Origin of the sequence: Uliginosibacterium sp. 31-12, assembly GCF_030548425.1 — a bacterium.
Taxonomy (GTDB): domain Bacteria; phylum Pseudomonadota; class Gammaproteobacteria; order Burkholderiales; family Rhodocyclaceae; genus Uliginosibacterium; species Uliginosibacterium aquaticum.
This window is the reverse complement of record NZ_JAUOOA010000002.1, coordinates 267,400-294,360: the sequence shown is the minus strand read 5'-3', so window position 1 is coordinate 294,360 and position 26,961 is coordinate 267,400. Positions and strand designations below refer to the sequence as shown.

General features: G+C 61.9%; 24 protein-coding genes. 22 read left to right on the top strand and 2 right to left on the bottom strand.

What is annotated here, in order from left to right; all coding sequences use genetic code 11:
* The first annotated feature begins 40 nt into the window (after positions 1-40).
* The 5 genes from Q3Y64_RS06520 to Q3Y64_RS06500 all read left to right on the top strand — a co-directional run bounded on the left by Q3Y64_RS06520 (position 41) and on the right by Q3Y64_RS06500 (position 5,539).
* Entirely contained in the window at positions 41-619 is a 579-nt protein-coding gene (locus Q3Y64_RS06520) for a 2-oxoacid:acceptor oxidoreductase family protein (RefSeq protein WP_101941450.1), read from the top strand.
* Positions 612-1,865, top strand: coding sequence for a transketolase C-terminal domain-containing protein (locus Q3Y64_RS06515; protein WP_101941449.1), 1,254 nt, complete (start codon positions 612-614; stop codon positions 1,863-1,865). The genes Q3Y64_RS06520 and Q3Y64_RS06515 overlap by 8 nt, the downstream gene beginning before the upstream one ends.
* Before the next feature lie 11 nt (positions 1,866-1,876).
* Positions 1,877-2,926, top strand: coding sequence for a thiamine pyrophosphate-dependent enzyme (locus Q3Y64_RS06510; RefSeq protein WP_170020618.1), 1,050 nt, complete (start codon positions 1,877-1,879; stop codon positions 2,924-2,926).
* A gap of 21 nt (positions 2,927-2,947) precedes the next feature.
* The gene (locus tag Q3Y64_RS06505) at positions 2,948-4,573 is read left to right on the top strand and encodes an NAD(P)-binding protein (RefSeq protein ID WP_303560535.1); all 1,626 of its coding nucleotides are present in this window, start codon (positions 2,948-2,950) and stop codon (positions 4,571-4,573) included.
* A 180-nt stretch (positions 4,574-4,753) separates the two neighbouring features.
* Entirely contained in the window at positions 4,754-5,539 is a 786-nt protein-coding gene (locus Q3Y64_RS06500) for a 3-hydroxybutyrate dehydrogenase (protein WP_303560534.1), read from the top strand.
* 56 nt (positions 5,540-5,595) lie between these two features.
* Here Q3Y64_RS06500 and Q3Y64_RS06495 read toward each other — a convergent pair whose 3' ends face one another.
* Positions 5,596-6,768, bottom strand: coding sequence for a radical SAM protein (locus Q3Y64_RS06495; RefSeq protein WP_303560533.1), 1,173 nt, complete (start codon positions 6,766-6,768; stop codon positions 5,596-5,598).
* A gap of 159 nt (positions 6,769-6,927) precedes the next feature.
* Here Q3Y64_RS06495 and Q3Y64_RS06490 point away from each other — a divergent pair, with 159 nt between their 5' ends.
* Positions 6,928-7,131, top strand: coding sequence for a hypothetical protein (locus tag Q3Y64_RS06490; protein ID WP_101941445.1), 204 nt, complete (start codon positions 6,928-6,930; stop codon positions 7,129-7,131).
* A gap of 66 nt (positions 7,132-7,197) precedes the next feature.
* On the opposite strand, the gene Q3Y64_RS06485 is transcribed toward Q3Y64_RS06490, so the two are convergent.
* A complete protein-coding gene (locus Q3Y64_RS06485) occupies positions 7,198-8,310 on the bottom strand; it encodes a branched-chain amino acid ABC transporter substrate-binding protein (RefSeq protein ID WP_101941682.1) in 1,113 nt (370 codons plus the stop codon).
* 590 nt (positions 8,311-8,900) lie between these two features.
* Here Q3Y64_RS06485 and Q3Y64_RS06480 point away from each other — a divergent pair.
* From Q3Y64_RS06480 to Q3Y64_RS06410, 16 genes are all read left to right on the top strand, one after another.
* On the top strand, positions 8,901-10,445 hold the full coding sequence (locus Q3Y64_RS06480; protein WP_303560532.1) for an arylsulfatase: 1,545 nt from the start codon (positions 8,901-8,903) through the stop codon (positions 10,443-10,445).
* A gap of 93 nt (positions 10,446-10,538) precedes the next feature.
* Entirely contained in the window at positions 10,539-11,513 is a 975-nt protein-coding gene (locus Q3Y64_RS06475) for an HAD family phosphatase (RefSeq protein WP_303560531.1), read from the top strand.
* 94 nt (positions 11,514-11,607) lie between these two features.
* Entirely contained in the window at positions 11,608-13,908 is a 2,301-nt protein-coding gene (locus tag Q3Y64_RS06470; protein WP_303560530.1) for a tetratricopeptide repeat protein, read from the top strand.
* A 236-nt stretch (positions 13,909-14,144) separates the two neighbouring features.
* Complete coding sequence (locus Q3Y64_RS06465) at positions 14,145-15,188, top strand: Gfo/Idh/MocA family protein (protein WP_303560529.1); 1,044 nt, start codon at positions 14,145-14,147, stop codon at positions 15,186-15,188.
* A 71-nt stretch (positions 15,189-15,259) separates the two neighbouring features.
* On the top strand, positions 15,260-18,130 hold the full coding sequence (locus tag Q3Y64_RS06460) for an HD domain-containing phosphohydrolase (protein ID WP_303560528.1): 2,871 nt from the start codon (positions 15,260-15,262) through the stop codon (positions 18,128-18,130).
* A gap of 90 nt (positions 18,131-18,220) precedes the next feature.
* The gene (locus Q3Y64_RS06455) at positions 18,221-18,760 is read left to right on the top strand and encodes a DUF2796 domain-containing protein (RefSeq protein ID WP_303560527.1); all 540 of its coding nucleotides are present in this window, start codon (positions 18,221-18,223) and stop codon (positions 18,758-18,760) included.
* A complete protein-coding gene (locus Q3Y64_RS06450) occupies positions 18,757-19,461 on the top strand; it encodes an ATP-binding cassette domain-containing protein (protein ID WP_101941438.1) in 705 nt (234 codons plus the stop codon). The genes Q3Y64_RS06455 and Q3Y64_RS06450 overlap by 4 nt, the downstream gene beginning before the upstream one ends.
* Positions 19,458-20,726 carry an ABC transporter permease gene (locus Q3Y64_RS06445; RefSeq protein ID WP_303560526.1) on the top strand — a complete coding sequence of 423 codons (1,269 nt, stop codon included), beginning with the start codon at positions 19,458-19,460 and terminating at the stop codon, positions 20,724-20,726. Before Q3Y64_RS06450 ends, Q3Y64_RS06445 begins: the two co-directional genes overlap by 4 nt.
* A gap of 89 nt (positions 20,727-20,815) precedes the next feature.
* The gene (locus Q3Y64_RS06440) at positions 20,816-21,862 is read left to right on the top strand and encodes a GTP-binding protein (protein WP_303560525.1); all 1,047 of its coding nucleotides are present in this window, start codon (positions 20,816-20,818) and stop codon (positions 21,860-21,862) included.
* Positions 21,849-22,511, top strand: coding sequence for a DUF1826 domain-containing protein (locus Q3Y64_RS06435; protein WP_303560524.1), 663 nt, complete (start codon positions 21,849-21,851; stop codon positions 22,509-22,511). The genes Q3Y64_RS06440 and Q3Y64_RS06435 overlap by 14 nt, the downstream gene beginning before the upstream one ends.
* Before the next feature lie 13 nt (positions 22,512-22,524).
* Positions 22,525-23,736 carry a zinc metallochaperone GTPase ZigA gene (zigA, locus tag Q3Y64_RS06430; protein WP_303560523.1) on the top strand — a complete coding sequence of 404 codons (1,212 nt, stop codon included), beginning with the start codon at positions 22,525-22,527 and terminating at the stop codon, positions 23,734-23,736.
* Positions 23,737-23,739: 3 nt separating this feature from the next.
* Positions 23,740-23,931, top strand: coding sequence for a DUF1289 domain-containing protein (locus tag Q3Y64_RS19495; RefSeq protein ID WP_101941433.1), 192 nt, complete (start codon positions 23,740-23,742; stop codon positions 23,929-23,931).
* A gap of 104 nt (positions 23,932-24,035) precedes the next feature.
* Positions 24,036-24,464: a phosphoribosyl-AMP cyclohydrolase gene (gene hisI / locus Q3Y64_RS06425; RefSeq protein WP_303560522.1), complete on the top strand. Its 429-nt coding sequence runs from the start codon at positions 24,036-24,038 to the stop codon at positions 24,462-24,464.
* The gene (locus Q3Y64_RS06420) at positions 24,461-25,021 is read left to right on the top strand and encodes a carbonate dehydratase (RefSeq protein ID WP_101941431.1); all 561 of its coding nucleotides are present in this window, start codon (positions 24,461-24,463) and stop codon (positions 25,019-25,021) included. The genes hisI and Q3Y64_RS06420 overlap by 4 nt, the downstream gene beginning before the upstream one ends.
* Before the next feature lies 1 nt (position 25,022).
* Positions 25,023-25,622 (top strand): DUF3299 domain-containing protein, encoded by a 600-nt coding sequence (locus Q3Y64_RS06415; protein ID WP_303560521.1) that lies wholly within the window; start codon positions 25,023-25,025, stop codon positions 25,620-25,622.
* Between the two features lie 172 nt (positions 25,623-25,794).
* A complete protein-coding gene (locus Q3Y64_RS06410) occupies positions 25,795-26,955 on the top strand; it encodes an efflux RND transporter periplasmic adaptor subunit (RefSeq protein ID WP_303560520.1) in 1,161 nt (386 codons plus the stop codon).
* Positions 26,956-26,961: the final 6 nt, after the last annotated feature.

Below are 26,961 nucleotides of genomic sequence, written 5' to 3'. Positions count from 1 at the left end.
CTCCGGATACCGAAGCTAGTCTCACATCAGGGAGATATGGATGTTCCAGGTGAGGATTCACGGTCGCGGCGGTCAAGGGGTGGTGACGGGGGCAGAAATGCTGTCGATCGCAGCCTTCCTTGAAGGCCGTCATGCACAGGCATTCCCGAGCTTCGGCTCGGAACGGACAGGCGCCCCGGTGGTGGCTTTCTGCCGTATTGCAGACAAGGAAATCCGGTTGCGCGAGCCGGTCATGGAGCCGGATGCGCTGATCATCCAGGATGCCACCCTGCTGCATCAGATCGACGTTTTCGCGGGCCTTTCGCCGAATGGCTATGTGGTGCTCAACACGAATCGCAGCTTCGAGGAGCTGGGTCTCGGTGAGCTCTTCAAGCGCTTCCGTCCGGAGCGTCTGATCACCGTCTCGGCGACCGATCTCTCTTTCAAGTACGTCAATCGCAACGCACCTAACGTGCCGATGCTTGGTGCTTTTGCCGCCGCCTCCGGCCTGATTTCCTTGAAATCCGTTGAAGCTGCGATTCGTGAAAAGTTCTCCGGCAAGGTCGCCGAGGGCAATATCGCCGCCGCTACCGAGGCCTACAACATCGCCCTCGCTGCCAAGGAGGCCGCCCATGCTTAAGCAATGTGAAGGTTCGCACGCCGTTGCGGAAGCTGTTGCGCTGTCGCGCCCGGAAGTGATCTGTGCCTACCCGATTTCCCCGCAAACCCACATCGTCGAAGGCCTTGGCGAAATGGTCAAAGCCGGTGAGATCAAGGACTGTGAATACATCAACGTCGAATCCGAGTTTGCTGCCATGTCGGTGGCCATCGGCTCTTCGGCGGCCGGTGCCCGCACTTACACCGCGACCGCTTCGCAAGGCCTGCTGTTCATGGTCGAAGCCGTGTACAACGCTTCCGGCCTGGGCCTGCCGATCGTGATGACCGTGGCCAACCGCGCCATCGGTGCGCCGATCAATATCTGGAACGATCACTCCGACTCAATGAGCCAGCGCGATTGTGGCTGGATCCAGATCTTTGCCGAAACCAACCAGGAAGCGGCCGATCTGCACATCCAGGCTTTCAAGCTGGCTGAAGAGCTGAGCCTGCCGGTGATGGTCTGCATGGACGGTTTCATCCTGACTCACGCTTACGAGCGCGTCGATATCCCGACGCAGGAGCAGGTCGACAAGTTCCTGCCGCCGTACTCGCCGCGCCAGATTCTCGATCCCGCTGCGCCGGTGTCGATCGGCGCCATGGTCGGTCCGGAAGCCTTCTCTGAAGTGCGCTACCTGGCGCATGCCAAGCAGATGCAGGCACTGGAATTGATCCCGAAAATTTCCAAGGAGTTCGAGGAGATCTTCGGCCGTAATTCCGGTGGTCTGGTCCGCCCCTACATGCTCGAAGACGCTGAAACCGTGGTCATTGCGCTGGGTTCGGTGCTTGGCACGATCAAGGACACCATCGACGAGATGCGTGCCGATGGCATTTCCATTGGCGTGCTCGGCATCAACTCCTTCCGTCCCTTCCCGGTCTCGGCGATCCGTCGTGCGCTGTCGCATGCCAAGCGCATCGTGGTGCTAGAGAAGAGCCTGGCAGTCGGCATTGGCGGCATCGTCGCCACCGACGTGCGCATGGCCCTCGATGGTCTGGACAAGCGTATCTACACGGTCGTGGCCGGTCTGGGCGGACGCAACATCACCCGCTCTTCGCTGCACCGCGTGTTCCGCATGGCCATGCACGATCAGCTCGAAGCCCTGCATTTCCTTGATCTGGACTGGAACATCGTCAACAAGGAAGTGGATCGTGAGCGCACCACCCGTCGCTCCGGCCCGATTGCCGAAAACATCCTGCGCGACCTGGGTCAGACCAAGTCGAACGTGGGCTGAGGAGAGCAGACATGGGACATCAAGACGTCAAGTTTTATCAGACCGGCACCTTCACCGTCGGCAACCGCCTGCTGCCGCCCGAGCAACGTTCGGTGCAGTCCGAGATTGAACGCACCAACTCGCTGAACTCCGGTCACCGCGCCTGTCAGGGCTGTGGCGAAGCACTCGGCGCGCGTTATGCGATCGATGCGGCCATGCGCGCCACGGGCAACCAACTCATCGCCGTGAATGCCACGGGCTGTCTGGAAGTGTTTTCCACGCCCTATCCGGAAACCTCCTGGCAGATTCCATGGATCCACTCGCTGTTCGGCAATGCCGCCGCCGTGGCGACGGGGGTTGCTGCAGCCGCCAAGATCCGCGCACAGAAAGCCGGCAAGCCGCTGGCCGAAACCCGCGTGATCGCCCAGGGCGGTGACGGTGGCACCACCGACATCGGTTTTGGCTGCCTCTCCGGCATGTTTGAGCGTAATGACGATGTGCTCTACATCTGTTACGACAACCAGGCCTACATGAACACTGGTGTGCAGCGTTCTTCCGCCACCCCGCCGGCCGCCCGTACCGCCACCACCATGCCGGTGGGTGAGCATCCGGGCAATGAATGGGGTCAGGGCAAGAATGTGCCGCTGATCGCCATGGCCCACGGCATTCCCTATGTGGCTACCGCCTCGGTGTCTGACCTGCGCGACCTGGAATACAAGGTCACCAAGGCCATGAACATGCGCGGCGCACGCTACATCCACATCTTCGTGCCGTGTCCGCTGGGCTGGGGTTCGGCTTCGTGCGACACCATCAAGCTCGCCCGTCTGGCCAAGGAAACCGGCCTGTTCCCGGTTTTTGAAGCCGAGTATGGCGAAGTCACGAATGTCTCGAAGATCCGCCAGAAGCAGCCGGTTGAAGCCTATCTGCGCCTGCAGCGTCGTTTTGCCCACCTTTTCGGCAAGACCCCGCAACTGGAGCTGATTGCCCGCTTCCAGGCGATGGCTGACCAGAACATCCGCAAGTTCGGTCTGCTCGGCGAAGACAAGGCCACTGTCGGTTTCCCCGGCAGCGAGCACAAGTAAGGCGAAAGGGAGTTTGAAACAATGAACAAACCGTTTGCAATCACCCTTAATGTGGGCTCTTCTCTGGCCAACAAGACGGGTTCCTGGCGCAGTTTCCGCCCGGTCTATGTCAATCGCCTGCCTCCGTGCAACAACGCCTGTCCTGCGGGTGAAGACACCCAGGGCTGGCTGTTTCACGCCGAGTCTGGTGATTACGAGGCCGCCTGGCGTCACCTCACCGAAGCCAATCCGATGCCGGCTGTGATGGGTCGCGTCTGCTACCACCCGTGTGAAGGCGCTTGTAACCGTGGCCAGCTGGATTCGGCCGTAGGCATCAACTCGGTGGAGCGTTTCCTTGGCGATGAGGCCATCAAGCAGGGCTGGAAGTTCGCTGCCCCGGCCGCTGAAACGGGCAAGCGCATTCTGGTGGTCGGTGCCGGCCCATCGGGCCTGTCCGCCGCCTATCAGTTGCGCCGCATGGGTCACCAGGTGGTGATCTTTGAAGCCGGCCCGTTGGCTGGCGGCATGATGCGCTTCGGTATTCCGAAGTACCGTTTGCCACGCGAAGTGCTGGACGCTGAAGTGCAGCGCATCCTCGACATGGGCGTGGAAATGCGCCTCAACACCAAGGTCGAGGATCTGCTCAAGACGATGAAGGACGAGAAGTTTGACGCCGCCTTCCTCGCCGTGGGGGCTCACATTGCCAAGCGCACGGCCATTCCGGCAGCCGAATCGGCCAAGATTCTGGATGCCGTATCGGTGTTGCGCAGCATGGAAGGTGAAGACAAGCCGATGCTGGGTCGCCGCGTAGTCGTGTATGGCGGCGGCAACACCGCCATCGACGTGGCCCGCACCGCCAAGCGTCTCGGTGCTGAAGAAGCCATCATCGTGTACCGCCGCACCCGCGACAAGATGCCGGCGCACGACTTCGAAGTGGAAGAAGCGCTGCAGGAAGGCGTGATGATGCGCTGGCTGTCCACCATCAAGCAGGTGGGCGAGGGCGCCATCCAGGTCGAGAAGATGGAGCTGGACGAAAACGGCAAGCCCGTACCGACTGGCGAGTTCGACACCCTGGAAGCCGATTCGGTGATTCTGGCGCTCGGCCAGGATGTGGATCTGGGCCTGCTCAACGGCGTGCCGGATCTGAGCTTTGAAGATGGCGTGGTCAAGGTGGGCGACAACATGATGACCGGCTACCCGGGCATCTTCGCTGGCGGCGACATGGTGCCGTCCGACCGTACCGTGACTGTCGGGGTTGGCCATGGCAAGCTGGCCGCGCGCCATATCAGTGCATGGCTGGCGGGCACGACTTACGTCAAGCCGCCGAAGAAGGAGCTGGCGACTTTCGAGAAGCTGAACACCTGGTACTACACCGATGCTGACAAGACGGTGCGTCCGATGCTGGACATCATCCGTCGTCAGAGCACCTTCGATGAAGTGCAGGGTGGCCTGAACGAAGACAATGCCCTGTTCGAAGCGCGCCGCTGCCTGTCGTGTGGCAACTGCTTCGAGTGCGACAACTGCTATGGGGTGTGTCCGGATAACGCCGTCATCAAGCTTGGCCCCGGCAAGAAGTTCGAGTTCAACTACGACTATTGCAAGGGTTGTGGCGTGTGTGTGGAAGAGTGCCCCTGCGGCGCGATCAAGATGGAAGCTGAAGCCAGCTGATCCTTTTCCGGCTCGGCCAGACGCCCGCTCGCGCTTGCGCCAGCGGGCGTTTTTTCGTTCCGCCCTAGGGCCTGAGGCGCTATGCCATGAAATGCCAAAATCATTTCTGGTTTTGACAGGCCACTGTTTTGCGCCGCACAATCAACCGGCTTGCGTCCGCCACATCAACAGGAGTCGATCATGACACTCAAGGGCAAGGTAGCACTTGTTACGGGTTCCACTAGTGGTATCGGCCTCGGGATCGCCCGGGCGCTGGCGGCGCAAGGAGCCACGATTGCCCTCAATGGTCTGGGCGAGCCCGTTGCAATCGAGAAGATCCGCAGCGAATTGGCCACCGAGTTTGGCGTGAGTGTGAGCTTCGTAGGGGGAGACTTGACGAAGACCGAAGCTGTCGAGGCCATGATCCGCAGCGTGGAGCGGGCGCATGGCAGCCTGGACATCCTGGTGAATAACGCGGGTATGCAGCATGTGAGCCCGATCGAGGATTTTCCGCCGGAAAAGTACGATCTCATCGTAGCGCTTAATCTCTCGGCGACTTTCCATGCCATCCGCCTCGCCGTGCCGGGCATGAAGAAGCGTGGTTGGGGCCGCATCATCAATATCGCTTCGGCGCATGCACTGGTGGCTTCACCCTTCAAGTCGGCCTACGTCGCTACCAAGCATGCGGTGCTGGGGCTGACCAAGACTGTGGCGCTGGAAGTGGCCGAATGCGGTGTTACCGTGAATGCCATCTGTCCGGGCTATGTGCTGACGCCGTTGGTCGAGAAGCAGATTCCGGACACCGCCAAGGCTCGTGGCATGACGGAAGAGCAGGTGATCCGCGATGTGCTGCTGGCCGCGCAGGCAACCAAGAAATTCGTCGAGGTGGACGAGCTGGGTGCACTTGCCGTGTTCCTCTGTAGCGACGGCGCCCGATCGATGACCGGCACGGCATTGCCGGTTGACGGGGCCTGGACGGCCCACTGAGTCGGCAGTACTGGCCGGCCGCAGCACGCTCTTGCTGCGCCGGCCTGGCGCGATGCTCAGGGCATGATCTCGACGTATTCGTAGACTTCGCAGTCGGTGATGAGCTTTCTTACCGGCAGGCTGGCGCGGGCAAACCAGGCCTGCGGATCGTGGCGGTCGATCTCTTCGCCCATGAAACGCACCAGCTCGCAGATCGGCTCGACGACTTCGCGACGGTAATCCTCGTCCTGCTTCACGTAGGCCAGATACAGATTCTTCATGCAGTTGCCACGGCAGAAGCTGTAGGCCTCGCAGCTCGCGCATGGCATGGCCGGGTCCGGCTGCAGGGGGCTGGCGCGCAGCCAGTTGTCGACCACCGAACCCTGCTGCATTTCGGGCAGGTAGAGCAGGTCGGGGCAGGGGAAGATGCGGCCGTCCGGCATCACATTCAGGATGTGGGTGGAGGCACGACACTGTGTCTTGCCCTGATACAGCTCCTGCGCCTTCGAGGGCATTACCTTGTTGCGCACCATACCCATGATTGGAATGATCGGGTAGAGGCGATCCGGGTGCTGGAAGAACTTGGCAACCATCTGCGTGATGATGGCCTTGCGCTTGGCCATGCCCTCGGCCGGATAGGCGCCACGGTCGGCTACGAACTGGAAGTACAGGTAATCGAAGACTTCGGTGAGATGATCGATTTCCTCGAAGCTGATCTCCGGGTGGCTCCAGGTCATGCGCGCGGTGATTGAGCCGCTGGTCTTGGGGCGGATCGCTGCGAGGTTCTTCATCACCTGGCGATAGATACCGCGGCCGCGATAGCCGTCGGTGGTGCCTTCGCCACCGTCGATGGAGATCAGGAAGTTGGACATGCGCGCCAGCACTGCGTCCGGCAGACCGTCGAGGAGCGTCCCGTTGGTCTGCAACTGGTAGCGGAAGTTCGGGAAGCGCGCGATCACTTCTTCCATGTAGGGGCGGTTCAGCGTGGGTTCGCCGCCATAGAAGGTGACATAGGTTTCGAGGCCAGTGAGTTGGCTGTCGACAAAAGCGCTCAGCTGATCCAGCGAGTAGTCCACATGCTGCTGTGACCCAAGCACTTCTCCCACGCCCAATGAGCAATAGGTGCATTTCAGGTTGCACTTGAGGGTGGTGAGCAGTTGCAGCTCGACGCGGTGACCGGGAATGGCCGCTTGCTTGTCGGGGCTGCTGGGAGTGGGGCGGAGCAGGGTGATCGGCTGGACGCTGTTCATGAATTACCGGGAAATTCTGAAAGCCCGGGATTTTAGTAGGGAATTAATGCAAGGCTTTGCGGTGGCTCAGTCGGGCGAGCTGCCGGGCGCATTTCGCCGGCTATAAAGAAGCATGGGGCAAAGCGTAAGCATGCTCGTCAGAGCGAAAGGAGCTTGATCATGCGTGATGATTCAAGAGAGGCCGAACGGCTCGAGACGATTGCGGAGCTGGGGGACCTGCTTGCCGTGCTGCGAGAAATGGGGCAGCGCCTAGCAAACGAATCCCACGGTTCAGCCTATTCCGGCGTGCAGGCATTCAATGCATCGCTGCATCAGGCGCATGTCCAGCTGGAGCAGATCAGGGAAGCAGGGAAGGGGGGCTGAGTGCGACGGCCCCAAACACAGAGGCCCCTTGCGGGGCCTCTTTTTACGTGCGTCTTCGAGTGAGGATCAGTCGGCCGCAGCCCACTTGCCATCCTTGTAGGAGTAGAAGGTCACGCCGCCTTCCTTGATGTCACCCTTGGCGTCGAAGCTGATGTTGCCGGTGATGCCCTTGATGTTCAGTGCCTTCAGCGCCGGCAGGTACTTGGCCGGTTCAGCCGAGTTGGCCGCCTTCATGGCCTCGATCAGGGCGGTGGCTGCATCGTAGTTGTAAGGTGCGTAGAGCTGTACCTCGGCATTGAAGCGCTGCTTGAAGCGTTCCTTGAACTTGGCGCCGCCCGGCATCTTTTCCATTGGGATGCCCGCCTGGGTGCAGAACACCCGGTTATCCAGATCCTTGGCGGAGAGCTTGAGCATCTCGGCGGTGCAGAGGCCGTCGCCGGAGAGGAACACGGACTTCAAGCCAAGCTGGCGCACCTGGCGCAGCAGCGGGCTGCCCTGGGCATCCATGCCGCCGTAGAAGATCGCGTCCGGATTCTGGCCCTTGATCTTGGTGAGGATGGACATGAAGTCCGTGGCCTTGTCGTTGGTGAATTCACGGCCCACCACCTGTACGCCGAGCTTCTTCATGCTGGCGACCAGCGCGTCAGCCAGGCCCTGGCCGTAGGCGGTACGGTCGTCGATCACGGCAATGCGCTTCACGCCGAGTTTCTTCACCGCATAGTTGGCCATTGCATCCGCCTGCTGCAGATCGTTGGCGATCACGCGGTAGGTCACCTTGAAACCCTGATTGGTCAGTGCCGGGCTAGTGGAAGACGGAGTGATCACCGGGATGCCAGCCTGTTCATAGACACGCGAGGCGGGGATAGAGGCACCAGAGGTGACGTGGCCGATCACGCCCTTCACGCCGGCATCTGCCAGGCGTTGGGCAACCGTGGTGGCGGTGCGCGGGTCGGCCTGGTCATCTTCGCTGACCAGCTCGAACTTGGCCTTTTGGCCGCCGATGGTGATGCCCTTGGCGTTGGCGTCTTCGATGGCGAGGCGGATGCCGTTTTCGCCATCCTTGCCGATGTGCGAGATCGGGCCGGTGAGCGGGCCGGCGGCGCCGAGCTTGACGGTGATATCGGCGCTGGCAGTGCCAGCCAGCGCCAGAAGTGCGAGGGCAATAGCGGTGCGTTGCAGGTTCAAGATGTTCTCCGGTGCTTGCGGTTCTGGTCCGTACCCCTTGGTACGGAAAGACCACAATTATGAACTCCGGCGTAGCGCTGTGCCATCCGTGTTTTCACTCGCCTGCAGGCTTGTTGACCAAGCTTAGGGTCTGTCGCGGCTTTGTTGCGAAATCAGTCCGGGCGCGTTTTCAAGCCCTTGTCGATCCAGAGCATCAGCGAACCACGCTGACGCATGGGTTTGTTTTAGGCAGAGCAGTTGGAGGCTCGGCACTTCGGCTTTAGGGGCTCGCTCATCCTGCAAGTCTATCGGCTACGCGATGGCTGTCCGGCCTTTTGTGCAAAAAGCTCTTGCAAGGCTTTGTTTGTGTCTGAGTTGTTCAAAAGGGCAGTTGGTTACGTAAAACACAAAATCATAGTTTTGACGGTATCTGGAATGGGTAAGATCCGTCGACGTAAATGCGCCTGCCTAAATCTTGACTTTGGCTTGTTTACGTTTCAGCCCCTGCAGACCTACAGAGACAAAATACAAGGAGTTTCGCCATGAATCGACGGGCCGTTTTAACGGGTGCTAGCGGCAGAAGTGCCGCGTATCGATGGACTCTGGTGACATGTCTCCTGAGTTTCGCTATAGGGGGGGTTCAGGCTGCGGAAAAGAAGCCAAACATCCTGGTCATCTGGGGTGATGACATCGGCACATGGAACATCAGCCACAACAACCGCGGCATGATGGGTTACAAGACGCCCAACATCGACCGCGTCGCCAAGGAAGGCGTGGCCTTCACTGATTACTACGCGCAGCAAAGCTGTACTGCAGGCCGCGCGGCCTTCATCAGCGGCTCGGTGCCGGTACGCTCGGGCATGACCAAGGTCGGGATGCCTGGTGCCGCCGAAGGCTGGCAGAAGACCGACGTGACGATGGCGACCATCCTGAAAAGCCAGGGTTATGCCACGGGCCAGTTCGGCAAGAACCACCAGGGCGATCGTGACGAACACCTGCCGACGATGCACGGTTTTGATGAGTTCATGGGTAGCCTCTACCACCTGAACGCTGAAGAAGAGCCGGAGAACCGCGATTACCCGCGGGACATGAAGCTCCCCAACGGCAAGACTTTCCTGCAGCAGTTCGGCCCGCGCGGCGTGATCAAGTCGAAGGCGGACGGCAAGGGTGGTCAAACCATCGAAAACCTTGGTCCGCTGACCAAGAAGCGCATGGAAACCATCGATGAAGAATCGCTGGAGGCCGCCAAGGAGTTCATTACCCGTCAGGTCAAGGCCGGCAAGCCCTTCTTCACCTGGTGGAACGCCACCCGCATGCACTTCCGCACGCATGTGAAAGAAGCCAACCGTGGTATCTCTGGCCAGGACGAATACAGCGACGGTATGGTCGAACATGACCGGATGGTGGGCGAACTGCTCAAGTTGGTTGACGACCTGGGTATTGCCAACGACACCATCGTTCAGTACTCAACCGATAACGGCCCGCACTACAACACCTGGCCCGATGCCGGCACCACGCCTTTCCGTGGCGAGAAGAACTCCAACTGGGAAGGCGCCTTCCGCGTACCTGCTTTTGTTCGCTGGCCCGGCCACTTCCCTGCCGGTGTCACGCTCAACGGCATCGTGTCGCACGAAGACTGGCTGCCGACCTTTGCAGCGATCGCTGGCGCACCGGACATCAAGGAAAAGCTGCTCAAGGGCACGTCAATCAATGGCCGTAGCTACAAAAACCATATCGATGGCTACAACCTCGTCGACTACCTGAGCGGCAAGGTCACGGAGTCTCCGCGCAATCAGTTCATCTATGTCGGTGATGATGGTGCTGTGATGGCCATTCGTGTGGGTGACTGGAAGGCGGTCTATCAAGAGAACCGCGCTGAACAGCTGAACGTGTGGCGCGAGCCCCAGGTCCACCTGCGTCTGCCGCTTCTGTTCAACCTGCGCCGCGATCCGTTCGAGAAGTCCCAGCACAACTCGAACACCTACCACGACTGGATGATTGACCGTGCCTTCGTGCTCATCCCGCTGCAGACTGTCGCCAGTCAGTTCCTGGTGACGCTGAAGGACTATCCGCCCAGCCAGAAGCCGGGTGACTGGAGCCTGGAGTCGCTGGAACGTCAGATCAATAGCATGACTTCCTCCGGCAGGTAATCAAGTCGCGTGTCCGGGGTGCTGTCTGCAAAGACAGCACCCTTTTTTACGTCTATCGAAATACCTCCCGCACACTCTCAGACTGAGGACATCATGAAGAAACTGCTGATTTTGCTGAGTACCGCATGGCTGGCGACGACAGCCCATGCGGCCGACCCGCTGCCGTCCTGGAATGAAGGCGCCTCCAAGCAGGCCATCCTCCAGTTCGTCGAGAAAGTCACCCAGGAAGGCTCGCCGGACTTCGTGCCGCTGCCGCAGCGCATCGCCACCTTCGATAACGACGGCACGCTATGGTCCGAACAGCCGGCCTACTTCCAGCTGTTCTTCGCGATTGACCGCGTCAAGGCGCTCGCGCCTCAGCATCCCGAATGGAAGACCAAGGAGCCCTTTGCTTCCATCCTCAAAGGTGACATGAAAGGCTTGATGGCCTCTGGCGAGAAAGGCCTGGTCACGCTGGTCATGGCCACCCACGCCGGCATGACGACCGAAGAATTCGAAAAGTCGGTCGCTGACTGGATGGCTAGCGCCAAGCACCCCAAGACCGGCAAGCCATACACCGCCATGGTCTATCAACCGATGCTGGAACTCATGAGCTACCTGCGTGCCAAGGGTTTCAAGACCTTCATCGTCTCGGGGGGTGGCATCGAGTTCATGCGCCCATGGACCGAGAAAACCTATGGCATCCCGCCCGAGCAGGTGGTGGGTTCCAGTGGCGGGTTGAAATACGAAGTCCGCGACGGCAAACCCGTGATCGTCAAGCTGCCAAGCCTGGTGCTTAACGACGACAAGGACGGCAAACCCGTTGGCATCCAGCGTCACATCGGGCGCCGCCCGATTGCGGCCTTCGGCAATTCCGACGGCGACCTGCAGATGCTGCAATGGACGATGGCCGGTAGCGGGCCACGCTTCGCGCTCTACGTACATCACACTGATGCCGAGCGCGAATGGGCCTACGACCGCAAGTCACCTATCGGCAAACTCGACAAAGGCCTCGACGAAGCAAAGGCCAAGGGCTGGACGGTGGTCGACATGAAAAACGACTGGCAACAGATCTATCCGAAGCAGTAAGGAAGCGCGGATCTCCTTCATGAACCTGCCCGCATCTCCGTTGCGGGCAGGGCTGACGTTACACTGACCGCACTTCTCACCACGTCAAGAACCAATGAAATCGAGCCATGCCATTGCCGGGCTGCTGCTGGCTACCGTGCTGGGTATCGGCGCCTGGATCGCGCTTGATCAGCGATCGACAGCTCAAGCCCCCGCCACCGAAAGCACGCCTGTTTACGTCGGGGCGCAAAGCTGCGCCAGCTGCCATGCGCCGCAGTTCACCGCCTGGAAAGGCTCGCATCACGAACAGGCGATGCAGCATGCCAACGATAAAACGGTGCTGGGCGATTTCAACGATGCACGCTTCACTTACAACGGCATCAGCAGTCGTTTTTTCAAGCGCGACGGCCGTTTCTTCGTGAACACGGACGGCGCCGATGGCAGCCTGCAGGATTTTGAAATCAAGTACACCTTCGGCGTCTACCCACTGCAACAGTACCTGATTGAATTTCCCGGTGGGCGCATGCAGGCGCTCGCCCTGAGCTGGGACGCACGGCCGCAGGCCGAGGGCGGGCAACGCTGGTTTCACCAGTATCCGATGGAGAAGGTCGACCACAAGGACGAACTGCACTGGACCAAGCTCTCGCAGAACTGGAACTACATGTGCGCGGAGTGCCACTCCACCGAGCTGAAGAAGAATTACGACCTGGCCAGCAATACTTTCAAGACGAAATGGGCTGAAATCAATGTCTCTTGCGAAGCCTGCCACGGCCCGGCCTCTGCCCATCTAACATGGGCTGCTGAACCAGCCAAGGCTCACACAATGCCCAATAAGGGCCTCGTGCACCGCCTGGACGAACGCAAGGGCGTGAGCTGGAATTTCGTTGGAGAAGGTAAGGTCGCGGAGCGCAGCCAGCCGCGCAACACAAGCAAGGAGATCGATACCTGCGCACGCTGCCACGCGCGGCGCAGCACCCTGAGCGAGGACTACCAGCACGGCAAGCCGCTGCTGGACAGCCATCTGCCTGCCTTGCTGAGCCCGCCCCTGTTTCACCCGGATGGCCAGATCAAGGGGGAGGACTTCGAGTACGCATCCTTCCTGCAAAGCAAGATGCACAGCAAGGGCGTGACCTGCACCGATTGCCACGACCCGCATAGCCAGAAATTGCGCGCGCCCGGAAGTACCGTTTGCCTCACCTGCCACCGCGCAGATCAGTACGTCACCGAAACGCATCACCATCACAAGCAGGGCAGCAAAGGCGCAGAGTGTGTGGCCTGCCACATGCCGACGCAGAACTTCATGGTGGTGCACGCCCGCCATGACCACAGCATCCGGGTGCCACGTCCCGACCTGTCGCTCAAACTCAATACGCCGAATGCCTGCAATCAGTGCCACACCGACAAGAGCGCGACCTGGGCCAGCCGCGCCATGCAGAAGTGGTACGGCAAGGACTGGATGGAGAACTGGCATTTCGGCGAGAGCCTGTACGCCGCTAATCAGGGCCAGCTCACGGCAGGCCCGGATCTGATGGCACTCGCCGCCAGCCCGAAGTTTCCGGACATCGCGCGCGCCAGCGCGGCCAACGCCTTGGCGCGCTATGTCGACCAGGCCACTTTTGCCGTTGTGCCACGCCTGTTGAAAGACCCCTCGCCCCTGGTGCGACGCTCGGCTTTGCTGCCGCTCGAAGCCCTCGCGCCCGAACAGCGCTGGCGCCTCGCCGGTGGCCTGCTGACCGACCCGGTGCTGGCGGTACGCATCGAAGCCGCACGCGTGCTGGCGCCTGTGCCGCGCAGTAGTCTGAGCACGAACGAACAGGCACTACTGGAGCGTGGCATTGCGGAATACATCAAGGTGGCGCACACCAACGCTGAACACCCCCAGTCACACATCAATCTGGGGCTGCTGTACAGCGCGCTGGGCGATCAGGGCAAGGCCGAACAAGCCTATCAACAAGCCCTGCGACTGGGTCCGGCATACGCCTCGGCCTACGTCAATCTGGCCGATCTCTACAGCCAGCAGCAGCAAGGCGATAAAGCCGAAGCCATTCTGCTGCAGGCGCGAAGCGTACTGGGCGAACACGCAGATATCGAGCACGCCATTGGTCTGCATTATGTACGGGCGCAGCAGATGAAGCCGGCGCTGGCCTCACTTGGAAAAGCAGCGAGTTTGAGCCCCGAAAATGCGCGTTATACGTATGTGCACGCCGTTGCGCTGTTTGATAGCGGTGAAAAGGAGCGCGCTATCAGGCTGTTGGCTGAAGCCTCGGTGCGATATCCAAATGACGTCGATATCCTGATGGCACTCGTGAGCTATCACAAACAGCAAGGTCGTATGGCCCAAGCACGCCGCTATGCTGAGCTGCTCGTGAAGAAGGCCCCAGGCATTTGGAGTGCTGACGCCATTCTTCAGCAATAGAAGAGGGCGTGGATCAGTCGAAAATTTGTGGTTTTTTCATTACGAGGGATTGCTTTAGTGGCAGCCCTATGCGCTTTGATAGTCTGCAGATAGATATTCGCCGTAGAGGGCTGATTCATTTTGAGGTACGACAAGGTCGTAGTGCTGTCATTCGGTATGAGTCGGCGGTCATTCTCAACTTGGCTGGAGTAGGCTTCAAATGCACCGGCATGTGGCTGGAGTAAGGGAGAAATGAAATGACTTCAGGCAAACAGGTGATTCGCGTCGGTATCGTCGGGGCTGGCGCCAATACGCGCGAGAAGCACATACCGGGGTTGCGTGCGCAGCCCGGTGTGGAGGTGGTGTGCGTCGCGAACCGTTCGCGTGCCTCCTCGGAAAAGGTGGCTGCCGAGTACGGCATTCCGCAGGTGGCCGCAGACTGGCGTGCGCTGATCAATGATGCGGGAATCGACGCGGTGATGATTGGCACCTGGCCCTACTTGCACTGCCCGGTGAGCCTGGCTGCGCTGGCCGCCGGTAAGCATGTGCTGACTGAGGCGCGCCTAGCGATGAATCTTGCCGAGGCGCGCCAGATGCATGCCGCGGCCCTGGCCCGGCCGGATCTGGTGGCGCAGGTGGTGCCGGCGCCCTTCACCCTTGGGGTGGATCGTACCGTGCAGCGTCTGCTGCGCGAGGGCTTTGTCGGCCGCTTGTTGAACATCGAGGTTCGGGTGGCCGACGGTCGCTTTCTCGATCCTGCTGCACCGCTCAACTGGCGCCAGGATGCAGAACTCTCCGGCCTCAACGTGATGAGTCTGGGCATCTGGTACGAGAGCTTGATGCGCTGGGTGGGCGAGGCTAGCAGCGTGATGGCCAAGGGCCGTACTTTCGTGACCCAGCGTGTCGATGCGGAAGGCCGCCTGCGCGCCGTGCGGGTGCCGGAGCATGTGAGCGTGTTGGCCGACATGGTCTGTGGCGCGCAGGCCTGCTTCACGATTTCTGCCGTGAGCGGGTTGTACAAATCCAGTGAAATCGTGCTCTTTGGCAGCGAAGGCACGCTGCGCTTTGCCGACGGCGAGCTCAGCGGCGGGCGGCGCGGAGATGCCGTGCTGCAGCCGGTGCCGATCCCGGTGGAGGAGGCGGGCGGCTGGCGTGTCGAAGAAGAATTCATCAGCGCCATTCGTGGCCTGGAGGTTGTGAGTCACACACGCTTTGCGGAGGGTGTGAAATACATGGCTTTCACCGAGGCCGTGGCGATCAGCATGGCTGAGGGGCGGGAGATCGCCCTGTGTGCGTGCTGATGGCGCATTAGCCGGCGTGTCGCGATGATGATGGGGTGCGTGCAATGAAGGAGCGGGGCGAGCACGGCCACTTGAGGCTTCCTTTGCATGTGCTGGCGGCCGCCGGGATGGCGTTGTTGCTGGTACTGATGGCTGCCGTGCTGGTGGTGCATTCGTATTACAGCACCCGCGCCGTGGCCTCTTCGGCCGTGAATGAATCGATCCGTCATGTGTCGCGTTCGCTGACTGAAAAGCTGCGCGGCATTCTGCAGCCGGCTGAGAACCAGCTGGAGCTGTTGAGCTTCAGCGAGATCGTGCGCGCCCGCACCTTGTCCGAGCGTCTGCTCTCGGTAGGCATGGCTCAGGCTGCGTTGAAGGCCAACCCGCTGCTCGATGCCTGGTATGTGGGCTATCCGGGGGGCGATTTCATTCTCTTCCGTCCGTTGCGGGAGGCTCGCCTGCGCGAGAGTTTCCAGGCGCCGGCAGGCGCCAGCCTGCTGGTGCAGTCGCTCAGCAATGGCCCCAGTGGGAGGCAGATCGGCGAATTCCTGTTCTACAACGCCGCCGGCCATCTGCTGCGGCGTGAAGAGCGTCCCGCTTACAGCTTCGATCCGCGCGCCCGGCCCTGGTTTATCCAGGCCAAGCAGCAAGGCTCTGGCGCCTCGGTCATTACCGATCCCTATCTCTTCTTCACGACTCGTCAGCCTGGCGTGACGCTGGCGCGCCTGGTGCACGAAGGTGGCCCGGTAGTGGGGGCAGATGCCACCCTGCGCGACCTGGGCAAGGAGCTTGGCGAGCTTAAGCTTTCGCCAGGCAGTCAGGTGGCGATCATCGATGCCTCGTCCTCGACCGTGGCACTCGAGGACGCCCGCCACTCCGTGGTACTCGACGCCAGCCTAGGCGAAGCGCGTCTGGCGCGTCTGGGCGATCTGGGGCTGCCGGCGCTGGTGGCCGCCGCGCGCTTGCCAGCCAGCGCGTCGCAGCGTAGCGAAGTGCTGCTGGGGCGTGAAACCTGGGAGCTGATTTCGGTTCCGATAGAATTGCATGCGCGTGGCAAGGCTTTGCGGGTGCTCATGGCGGTGCCCGGCAGCGAACTCTTCGGTGAGGCCCAGCGCCTCTTGTGGCGCCAGCTGTGGGTGATCCTGGCGCTGGTACTGGGCTCCATTCCGCTGTGCTTCTGGCTGACCCAGCGGGTGGTGCGGCCGCTGCGCGATCTGGCTGAAGAGGCGCGGGCGGTGACCAGTTTCGATTTTCGTCCGAGCCGCCTCAAGCGCTCGTGGATTGCCGAGGTCGATCTGCTGACCAGTGCCACCGGGCAGATGCGGGCCACGATCTCGCGCTTTCTCGAAGTGAATTCCGCGCTGAATTCGCAGATCCAGCTCGAACAGTTGTTGGGGATGGTGCTTGATGATGTGCTGGCGGCCGTGCAGGCCCGCTCCGGCGCGCTGTATCTCTTCGATCCGGATTTGCGCACGCTGAGCTGCTCGCAGCAACGCGGCGAGGGCATGCCGCCTTATCCGCTGCGCCTGGCGCTGGAGGCGGACGCCGCGCATCCCGTGGTGCAGGTGGCGCTGTCGCGCCAGAGCGTGATTGGCATGCAGGGTGAGCGCGGCAGCGAAGTCTTCGCCGTGGCGCTCGAAACCTTCGAGCGCAATTTCGTCGGCGTACTGGTGCTAGAACCCAGCCGCCCGCTCGGCCGTGGCGTTGGCAGCCAGCGTGATCCCCAGTTGGCTTTCGTAGAGGCACTGTCATCCACCGCTGCGGTGGCCATCGAAACGCGCGGCCTGGTCGAAAGCCAGAAGCACTTGCTCGACGCCATCATCAAGTTGCTGGCCGGTGCGATTGATGCCAAGAGCCCCTATACCGGCGGCCATTGCCAGCGCGTGCCCGAGCTGACCCTGATGCTTGCTGAAGCGGCTCACGCCAGCGAGGAGGGGGCCTTGCGCGAATTCCGGCTCAGCATGAATGAACGCGAAGCGGTGCGCATCGCGGCTTGGCTGCACGATTGTGGCAAGCTGACCACGCCGGAATACGTGGTGGATAAGGCCACCAAGCTTGAAACCCTCTACAACCGCATCCACGAGATCCGTACCCGCTTCGAGCTGCTCAAGCGAGATGCCGAGCTTGCTTTCTGGCGCGCGCGCAGCTCGTCCGCACCCACCGCGCAGGAGCTGGCGGCGCTGCAGGCCGAGTGGCAGAACCTGGATGACGAGTTTGCCTTTGTCGCCGCCTGCAATCAGGGCGGCGAGTACCTTGATGCCGAGCGCATCGCACGGCTTGAGTCGATTGGTGCGCGTACCTGGCTGCGTACGCTTGACGACCGCCTCGGTCTGTCGCGAGAAGAGGCCCAGTTGCTGGCGGCTCAGCCTGCGGCCCGTCTGCCGGCCACTGAACGGCTGCTTGCCGACAAGCCCGAGCACCTCGTCGCCCGTCCGCCTGGCGAGCAGATTGCGCCTGACAATCCCTGGGGCTTTCACATGGATGTGCCTGCGGCCAGGTTCAACCGGGGTGAGCTCCACAACCTGTGCGTGAGCCGTGGCACGCTCACGGAGGAAGAGCGCTACATCATCAATGCGCACATCGTGCAGACCATCGTCATGCTTGGGGGCCTGCCTTTCCCGCGCCATCTGCGCGCGGTGCCCGAGATTGCCGGTAGCCACCACGAACGCATGGATGGCAAGGGTTATCCGCGCCGCCTCAACGGTAGCCAGATGAGTGTGCCGGCACGGATCATGGCGATCGCGGATGTGTTTGAAGCCCTCACCGCGGCGGATCGCCCCTACAAGGCGCCCAAGACGCTTTCGGAGGCCCTGCAGATCATGGCCCGCATGGTGGCGGAAGGGCATCTCGATGCCGAGTTGTTCGCACTTTTCGTGCGCAGCGGCGTGTATCTCGACTATGCCGGGCGCTACCTGCGTGCGGAGCAGATCGACAGCGTGGACCCGGCCCGGCTCGGGCTGTGAGCAGCCTGCTTTTTATTAACGCAACGAAGTTGCATCTGAGCGCGGGCTGTGCTCAAATTCCCGGCCATCCACCTCGTCGAGAATTCCGCCATGCGCAAACTTGTCGCCCTGATCCTGCTTCTGCTCTCTTCGGCCGCAGCACAGGCCGCCGAGGGGCATAGTCATGGCGTGGGTCATCTCAACGCCAGCCTGGAGGGCGATGTTTTCAGCGTTGAACTGGAACTGCCACTCGAAAGCCTGCTCGGTTTTGAGCGGGCACCGAAATCCGCGCAGGATCTGGCCAGGGTGCGTGAGCTGGCAACGCTGCTGCGAAATGGGGACTCGTTGCTCCTGCCGAGCCCGGCGGCCGGCTGCGCGCTGTCTGGGGTAAGCCTGGCCTCGGCGGCCATCTCCCCCGAGTTGCTCGGCGAGAAGGCGACATCTGCTGCAGCCGGAGCCAGCGAGCAGGAGCACGCTGATCTGGATGCGCACTACCGCTTCAAATGTGCCCGACCGGCGGAACTGAAGCGCCTGGAAGTGGCTTTTTTTGACACCTTCAAGCGCCTGCGCGTGATCGAGGCCCGGCTGGTGACGAGCAAAGTGCAGCGTGCTGCCCGGCTCACCGGTCCGTCGCGCGGCCTTGTCTGGTGAGCGCCCCGCTGATCGAACTGCGCGGGCTGCGCCAACGCTGGCCCGGCCAGTCTGCAGACTGCCTCGCCATCACGCATTTCGCCCTGCAGCCCGGCGAGCACCTGTTCCTGCATGGCGCCAGCGGCAGCGGCAAGAGCAGCCTGCTGAGCCTGCTGGCTGGCGTACTGCGGCCAACTGCGGGCGAAATCCATCTGCTGGGTGAGCGTGTCGACCATCTGCCCGCGGCGATACGCGATCGCCTGCGTGGTGAGCACATCGGCTACATCTTCCAACAGTTCAATCTCTTGCCTTACTTGTCCGTGATCGACAATGTGCTGTTGCCCTGCCGCTTCTCATCGCGGCGCAAGGCGCGAGCGCTGAGCCGCGGGGCTGCTTCTCTGCAGGCCGAAGCGCAGCGCCTCCTGAGCCATCTGGACCTGTTTGCGGCGGATTGGCAAAGACCGGTCAGCGCCCTCTCGGTCGGCCAGCAGCAACGCGTGGCCGCCGCCCGCGCCCTGATCGGCCAACCCGAACTGCTGCTGGCCGACGAGCCAACTTCGGCACTGGATGCCCAGCGTCAGCAGGACTTTGTAGACCTGCTGCTGCACGAGGCAAACGAAGCTGGCAGCAGCCTGATTTTCGTCAGCCACGACCAGCGCCTGGCCGCTCACTTCGGCCGCGTGCAGGCGCTCAGTGAATTCAATGCCGGAGGCGCTGCATGAAGGCGCTCATCCTGCTGCGGCTGGCGCTCGCCAGTGCCTGGAACCGCCGCTATGCCCTGGGCCTGACCCTGCTTTCGATCACCCTGGCGGCTGCTCTGCTGCTGGGGGTGGAGCGCTTGCGGGCCGGTGCCCGCGAAGGCTTTTCAAGCGCGCTATCCGGTACCGATCTGGTGGTCGGTGCGCGGGGCAGCCATGCCCATCTGTTGCTCTACAGCGTATTCCGGATTGGTGAGCCCACGCCGAATCTGAGCTGGGCGGCGGCCCAGCGCATCGCTGCGCATCCTGCCGTGGCCTGGACGGTGCCGATCTCGTTGGGCGACGCGCATCGCGGTTTCCCGGTGGTGGGCACCCAGCCGAACTATTTCAAGCGCTACCAGTACGGTGATGCACAGGCGCTTGCATTGACCCGTGGCCGCCTGTTCGACAGCCTGTTCGAAGCCGTGATCGGCGCCAGCGTGGCGCGTGAGCTGGGTTACACGCTCGATCAGTCCATCGTGCTGGCGCATGGCAGCCCCGAGCTGGAAGGTGCCGAGCACCGCGACAAACCCTTTCGCGTGGTCGGCATCCTCGCGCCCACTGGCACACCGGTCGATCGCAGCGTGCACATCTCGCTCGCTTCGATGGAGGCCATCCATGTCGACTGGCAGGGCGGTATGCCGCTGGCGGGCTTTTCAGTGCCGCCGGAGCTGGTCCGCAAGTTTGATCTCACGCCGAAAACCATCACTGCCCAGCTCGTCGGCCTCAAGCATCGCAGCGATGTGTTCCGCCTCCAGCGCGAACTCAATACCGCTCCGGGCGAAGCGCTGAGTGCAGCCATGCCCGGCGTGGTGCTCGATCAGTTGTGGCAGATGCTGGCCGCAGGCGAGCGGACGCTACAGGCGGTGTCCGCGCTGGTGGCAGCGGTGAGCCTCGCCGGGCTGATGGCCGTGATCCTCGCCGGGCTGGATGCGCGTCGGCGCGAACTGGCGATCCTGCGTTCGGTCGGCGCGCGGCCACGCGAAGTGCTGGCCCTGCTGATCATCGAAGGTCTGGGGACCACGCTGGCTGGCTGTCTGCTGGGGCTCGCCTTGTTGCAACTGGGTGTGTGGCTGGGCGGAGCCTGGCTGCAGAGCCGTTTCGGCATTGTGCTGGCCGGTGTGTGGCCGGGGCAGGAGGAATGCCTCCGGCTGGGCGGGATTGCCGCCACCGGGTTGCTGGCCAGCCTGCTGCCGGCTTGGCGCGCCTATCGCATCTCGCTCGCCGACGGTTTGAGTCCGAGGCTGTAGCGCGGCAGATCTTGATTTTTATTGCAACACGGTTGCATTAAAGGGCTGTGGCGATAGAATGCAACACTGTTGCATAAGAGCCTTTCGCCATGCCTAATCTCCCCGCCAGAATTCCTGTCACCGTGCTCACCGGCTTTCTTGGCGCCGGAAAAACCACCTTGCTCAATCGAATCCTCGCCGAGCCGCATGGCCATCGTATTGCGGTGATCGAGAATGAGTTCGGCGAGGCCGGCATCGACAATGCTTTGCTGGCCCACCGCTCCGAAGAGCAGGTGGTGATGATGAACAACGGCTGCATCTGCTGCACGGTGCGTGGTGACCTGGTGCGTATGTTGGGCGAGCTGGCCGAGCGCCATGCCGCCGGCGAGCTGACGTTCGAGCGGGTCATCATCGAAACCACCGGTCTGGCCGACCCCGCGCCGGTGGCGCAGACCTTTTTCGTCGAACCGGCGATTGCCGACTTTTACCGGCTCGACGCGGTCATTACCGTGGTGGATGCAGTGCATGGCATGAGCCAGCTCGATGCGCACCACGAGGCGCAGGAGCAGGTCGGCTTTGCTGACCGATTGTTGATTTCCAAGGCCGATCTGGTGCTGCAGGAGGCCTTGCAGGCCCTGCGGGATCGCCTTGCCGGCATCAATCTGCGTGCTCCGATCGCCGAGGTGCATTTCGGCGAGACCGCGCTGGAACAGATCCTGGACATCGATGCCTTCAGCCTAGAGGTGGCCGAGTCCATCGAACCGGAATTCCTGCAGGCTCTGCACCACCATCATGACGATGACGTGGGCTCCTTCGTGATCCGTGCGCAGCAGCCCTTCAATGGCCTGCGCCTGCGCTTCGCGCTCGGCGCCCTGATCGACAAATACGGCCCGCGCCTGATGCGCTACAAGGGCATTCTTCACTTCGAAGATCAGGAGATGAAGGTGGTGATGCAGGGCGTGCACATGCTGATGGCCCTGAACCTGGCCGAGCCCTGGCTGCCGGACGGGCCACGCGAGTCGGTGCTGGTCTTTATCGGCGACAAGCTGCCCGAAGCCGAATTCCGCCGCGTGATCGGCAAGTGCGTGGTGGGCGCCGATGCACTGGGCGACGCGGCCTTCGAAGAAATCATGGAGCTGATCGATGGGCAGCGCTGATTTCCCGGTGCCCCGTGTGGAGCCTGGCTTGCGACCTTGCAGCGAATTGCTGGATCTGACCCGCATCTTTGAGGCGGACACCAATGCCGTGCTGCTGGAGCGCGCACCGCTCGCCGCCATCTCGACCTACCTCTCCTTGCCGGACGTTCAGCGCGGCCTGGGCTCTGGCTTGCGCCACGAGCTCGGCGCCGACGAATTCCTGCCGGCTAACGCCCTGCCGGAAGCGCCGGGCCGCGACGCCTTGCTGGCAGACATTGCCTGGCTGGTCGAACTGATGCGTGATCTGCTCGATTGCGAGAACGTAGGCCTGCGTCTTGAAGTGCTGCGTAAACCAATGTGCCCGCGTTTTCATGTCGACCGGGTCGGCATCCGCATGCTGTGCACTTATCGCGGCACAGGCACCGAGTATCTTCATGGCGAGGCGGCCGACCGGGCGCGCCTAGGGCTGGCAGGCGGCGCCAGCGATGAAAGTTCCGGCCTGATCGTGAATGCAGATGGCATTGCTCGGGTGCCGCTGCACGCGATCACCCTGCTCAAGGGGAGTGCCTGGCCCGGCAACGCTGCACACGGCGCGATTCACCGCTCTCCAGCGGTAATTGAACAAGACATGCCACGCGTCGTCTTGGCGCTGGATGCAATCTGGAATTGACTGGAGGATTTTCATGCAAGCACTCCCCGTGACGGTTCTTTCCGGCTTCCTCGGCGCTGGCAAGACCACGCTTCTCAAGCACATCCTCGAAAACCGCGAGGGGCGCCGCGTGGCGCTGATCGTCAATGACATGTCGGACGTAAACATCGACGCGGAACTCCTGCGGCAAGGCAGTGCCACACTCTCACGCACCGACGAAAAGATGGTCGAGATGAGCAATGGCTGCATCTGCTGCACGCTGCGCGAAGACCTGCTGATCGAGGTGCGCAAGCTGGCGGAGGAAGGCCGTTTCGACTGCCTCGTAATCGAATCGACCGGCATCTCGGAGCCGCTGCCGGTAGCCGAAACCTTCACCTTTACCGACGAACAGGGTCAGAGCCTCGGCGACGTGGCGCGGCTCGACACCATGGTCACAGTGGTCGACGCCTTCAATTTCCTGCGCGACTACGGCAGCCGCGACAGCCTGCAGGACCGAGGCGAATCGCTGGGCGAAGAGGACGAGCGCTCGGTGGTCGATCTCTTGATCGAGCAGGTCGAATTCTGCGACGTGATCGTGCTCAACAAGATCGATCTGATCAGCGCCGAGGAACGGCACGAACTCTACGGCATCCTGAAGAAATTCAATCCGCGTGCGCGCATCGTGGAAGCCGAGTTCGGCCGCGTGCCGCTCAACACCGTGCTGGACACCGGCCTCTTCAACTTCGAGCAGGCCGCGCAATCGCCGGGCTGGCTGCAAGAGCTTCGCGGCACGCACACGCCGGAGACCGAGGAATACGGCATCACGAGCTTCGTCTATCGCGCACGCCGCCCCTTTCACCCCGAGCGCTTCTGGCGGGTTGCGCATCAGGAATGGCCCGGCGTACTGCGTGCCAAGGGCTACTTCTGGCTCGCCTCGCGCATGGATCTGGCCGGCGAATGGGCGCTGGCCGGTGCCGTGCGCCGCCACGGCCCGGCAGGCCTGTGGTGGGCGTCAGTCGACCGCAGCCAGTGGCCGCAGGACGAAGCCGCGCAATCGCGCATCCAGGAGCGTTGGGACAAAACCTTCGGCGACCGCCGTCAGGAGATCGTCATCATCGGCACCTCCATGGACCAGGATGCCCTGCGCGCTCGGCTCGACACCTGCCTGCTGACCGGGCTGGAGATGGAGGCCGGACCGTTTGCCTGGGCCCGTTTGGTGGACCCCTTTCCGGACTGGCAGACCATTGAGGACGTGGAGGAAGCCTGATCTATGGCCGTGCCCTCACCCTGCATCGACGTCTGCGTGTTTGACGGGAAAACCGGTTTTTGCACGAGCTGCTTGCGCACGCGCGAAGAGGCGCGCAGCTGGAAAAAGATGAGCGACACGCGCCGTCATCAGATCCTTCACGACCGGCGGCGACGCGAACAGAAGCTGGAGCGCAAGCGTGCTGAAAGCGACTGAGTTCCAACGTCCGCAGCGCTTTCCTGCGGCCAGCCGTCCAGTCTGATGGTTATGCCGCTAGATTTCCCGGCGCTACGTGCTGCTAGGCTAGAGGATCTGCATTCATGAAAGCCGCCAATCTGCTCGGCGCGCATGAGATGGATGTGGGCGGCACCCGTCTGCCATTGGCTGCCGTGCTCGATAACTTACCCTGGAGTGCCGAGGGCCTGATCGCGGCGATAGCCCAGCAGCACGATAGCGGTGAAGTGCTGATGCTGGCCTGGATGAATCGCACGGCACTCGAAGAAACATTGCTTGCGGGCCGCGTTTGCTACTGGTCTCGTTCCAGACAAAAGCTGTGGCGAAAAGGGGAAACTTCCGGCGCGACCCAGCATCTGATCGAAGCACGCTTCGATTGCGATGGCGACGCCCTGTTGCTGCGTGTCGACCAGAACGCCGGAGCCTGTCACACGGGGCGCTCGTCCTGCTTTTACAATGCCGTACTGGGTGACGAGATCGTCATTCTTTCCAACCCCGGAGAAGCTGTTCCATGATTCGCAAGAACCCCAGTGGCGATCTTCCTGTGATTGCCGAATCCGCTTTTGTCGATCCGACCGCAATCATCTGCGGCAAAGTCATCGTGCACGACAATGTATTCATTGGCCCTTATGCGGTGATCCGTGCCGACGAGGTGGATGCTTCGGGCGGCATGCAGCCGATCGTGATCGGTGCGCATAGCAACATTCAGGACGGGGTGGTGATCCATTCAAAGTCGGGTGCTGCCGTGAAGATCGGCGAGCACAGCTCGATTGCCCACCGCAGCATTGTGCACGGCCCCTGCGAGATTGGCCGGCGCGTGTTCATCGGCTTCAACAGCGTGGTTTTCAACTGCAAGGTGGGGGAGGGCTGTGTGGTGCGCCACAACTCGGTGGTTGACGGTTGTGATCTGCCAGCAGGCTTCTACGTCCCCTCCACGACCTACATCAACGCGAACACCGATTTGGCCACGATTCCGAAAGTGACGGCTTCAGCGGCGGAGTTTTCGGAAGATGTGGTGCGGACCAACAACGAGTTGGTGGCGGGTTACAAGAAGCTTCAGAACGAGTTCTGAGATGAAGCTGAAGCGACTGCTTTGCCTGATCCTCAGTCTGATGGTTTTGCTGCTGGCGGCCTGTGGCCCGCAGCAGACTGACGCTCCTGCCTACAAGCTCGGTGAGCGTCTCGCGCCGGCTGCCGTGAAGGCGGCCAGCAGCTATCGTGAATTGTTCTGGGAGGATCTCACGCCGAAGGACTGGGATCCGCTGGCTGGCATCCAGCAGGAGGACATCGCCCGCCTGCAGGATGGCGATCCGCAGGCCAATCAGCTCATGCAGAAGATGCGTGAAGCCTGGGACAAGGCTCCGGCGGTGCCGGCGCTGGATCGCCAGAACGTACGAATTGCCGGGTTTCTGGTGCCACTCGATGCCGAGCGTGAAAATATTCGTGAGTTCCTGCTGGTGCCTTACTTCGGCGCCTGCATCCATTCGCCGCCGCCACCCTCCAACCAGACGATCCATGTGGTGATGGACAAGCCCTTCAGGGGCCGCATGATGGAGCCCTTCTGGATCAGTGGGGAGCTGCGCATCGAGCACATCGACAGTCCCTTCGGCGTGGCCAGCTATCGCCTCAGTGGCCAGCGCGCCGAGCGCTACGTGGCACCCGCCAAGTCCTGAGCCGTGCTGCGCTGCCCACGGCGCGGCGCCCTTGCCCGAAAGTCCGGCTGCCGCGCGCTTGCCGTTGGCATGGCCCTGTGGCCGAATGGCCAGGTCTCATCCATACCGCAGGGGCGGTGCGGCCGATTACAAGTGGTCTGTGAGGCTGCAAGGGACTCAACGGGGGAATTCCATGCGCGGCACGATAATGATCGGAGTGGCGGGGCTGCTGGCGAGCCTGCTGGCTGGTTGTGATGGCAAGCAGGATGTAGCGAAGGCCGGCCCGCCGCCGGTGCCGGTACGCCTCGAGAAGTCCACCCGTGAAACGGTGCCGGTGGTGACCGAGTTTGTTGGCCGAGCGCAGGCATATCGATCGGTGGAAATCATGGCGCGCGTGGAAGGCATTCTGGAGACGCGTCACTTTGTTGAGGGCAGCCAGGTCAGGAAGGGCGATCTGCTTTATTCGCTGGAGCGCGCACCCTATGAGGCGGCGCTGCGGGATGCCGAGGCTAGCCTGGCCAAACAGAAGGCCACCGCCGTCAATGCGGCCTCGCGCGAAGCGCGCCTGGCGCCGCTGGTGAAGGAAAACGCCATCAGCCAGCAGGAGTATGACAATGCCGTGGCTTCGATGAAGGAGTCCGAAGCCACGGTAGCAGCCGCTGAATCGCAGGTCGATCGGGCCAAGCTGAATCTTGAGTACACGCGCATCCTGGCCACCGAGAGCGGGCGTATCGGGCGTAGTGAAATGCCTGAGGGGCGTCTGGTTGGAAAGGGCTCACCGACCCGCCTGACCGTGATCGATAAGCTCGATCCGATCTATGTGTCCTTTACGATTTCGGACCGCGATGCGCTGGCCTTCCGCAAGGCGCTGCAGAGCGGCGCGATTCAGGAGCATGGCGATTCGGTGGCGCGCATCATCATGCCCGATGGCTCGCAGCTCAAGCCCACCGGGCGCATTGATTTCGCTGACATCGAAGTGAGCGAAAGCTCCGGCACCATTGCCCTGCGTGCGGTGCTGCCGAATCCCAAGGCTGAGTTGCTGCCCGGCCTCTTCGTGCGTATCGAGCTGACTTCGGGAGAGTCTCCCAACACCATCCTGGTGCCACAGCAGGCCGTGATGAAGTCACCCACTGGGCACTATCTGTGGGTGGTGGATGCGAAGGGTCGCGCCGAGCGTCGCGATGTGGTGGTTGGCAAGTGGCAGCGCGAGAAATGGGCTATCGACAAAGGTCTTGGCGCAGGCGAAATGGTGGTGGTGGAAGGCGGGCAGAAACTGAGCCCGGGCGCGCAGACTTTTGTGCCAACGCCCGCGGCTGCATCCGCTCCCTCTGTCAGCGTGCCGGCCGCGCGCTGAGGAGAG